General features: G+C 75.1%; 1 protein-coding gene. It reads right to left on the bottom strand.

All coding sequences use genetic code 11. From position 1 onward, the window contains the following. Positions 1-67: 67 nt before the first annotated feature. Entirely contained in the window at positions 68-856 is a 789-nt protein-coding gene (locus ACYVE9_RS28365; RefSeq protein WP_461030750.1) for a VOC family protein, read from the bottom strand. Positions 857-971 lie beyond the last annotated feature (115 nt).

Genomic DNA, 971 nt, shown 5'->3' on the forward strand with positions numbered 1-971 from the left:
CGGGGCCGGCCGGGCGGGTTGCCGGTCGGACAGTCGGGGCTGCGGTCGGGGCTGGGAGGCCGGCTGCTCAGCGGGTCGACGGGGCCTCGCCGACGGCCGCCGCCGGGTCGATGACGGTGAAGCGGGCGCCCTGCTGGTCGGCCACCGAGGCGAACCGCCCGAAGGGGGTGTCCATCGGCCCGTAGTCGACCGTGCCGCCCAGCCGGCTCACGGTCTCCACGGCGTCGTCGCAGTCGGACACCGCGAAGTACACGCTCAGGAACGCCGGCAGCTCGGCGGGGAACTCCCCGGTCATGTTCATCCGGCCGCCCACCTGGCGGCCGTCCGCCTCCCACACCCGGTAGTCCACGGAGTCGTCGTCCAGCGGGGCTCCCCGGAGCGGGAACACCGTCTCGAAGAAGGCGTCCACGGCGTCGGGGTCCCGGGTGACCATCTCGACCCAGCAGTACGAGCCCGGCTCCCCCTCCCGCTCGAAGCCCTGGTGGGTGCCCGCCTGCCAGACGCCGAACACTCCCCCGCCCGGTGCCCGCGCGACCAGCATCCGCCCGAACTCGCCGACCGTCATCGGTGGCGCGAGCACCTGGCCGCCGCTGGCGGAGATCCGCTCGGCGGTGGCGTCGGCGTCCGGGGAGGCGAAGTAGAGCGTCCAGGCGGCCGGCCAGTCCGTCCCGGGCATGCGGGGGGTCAGCGCCGCGACGGCCTGCCCCTCGTACTCGGCCTGGGTGTAACCGCCGTACTGCTCGTCGCCGTCCTGGAACGTCCAGCCGAACAGCTTCCCGTAGAACTCCTTGCCCGCCTCCAGGTCGGGCAGCGTGACGTCGGCCCAGCAGGGCACACCTTCGGCTCGTCCGGACATGGCAGTGCCTTCCGCCCAGTGGCCTCCCTGGCGGGCAGGCCTCCTGCCGCCCACGCTAGCCCCGGCGCCGCGATCCCGCCGCCGCTGCGACGGCCTCGCCGGGCCCGGCGAGGCC

Source organism: Streptomyces sparsus (genome assembly GCF_054776295.1).

What these genes read in the sequence shown, in the direction of transcription:
- ACYVE9_RS28365 (WP_461030750.1), bottom strand. Translation starts at nt 856, where the DNA reads ATGTCCGGACGAGCCGAAGGTGTGCCCTGCTGGGCCGACGTCACGCTG.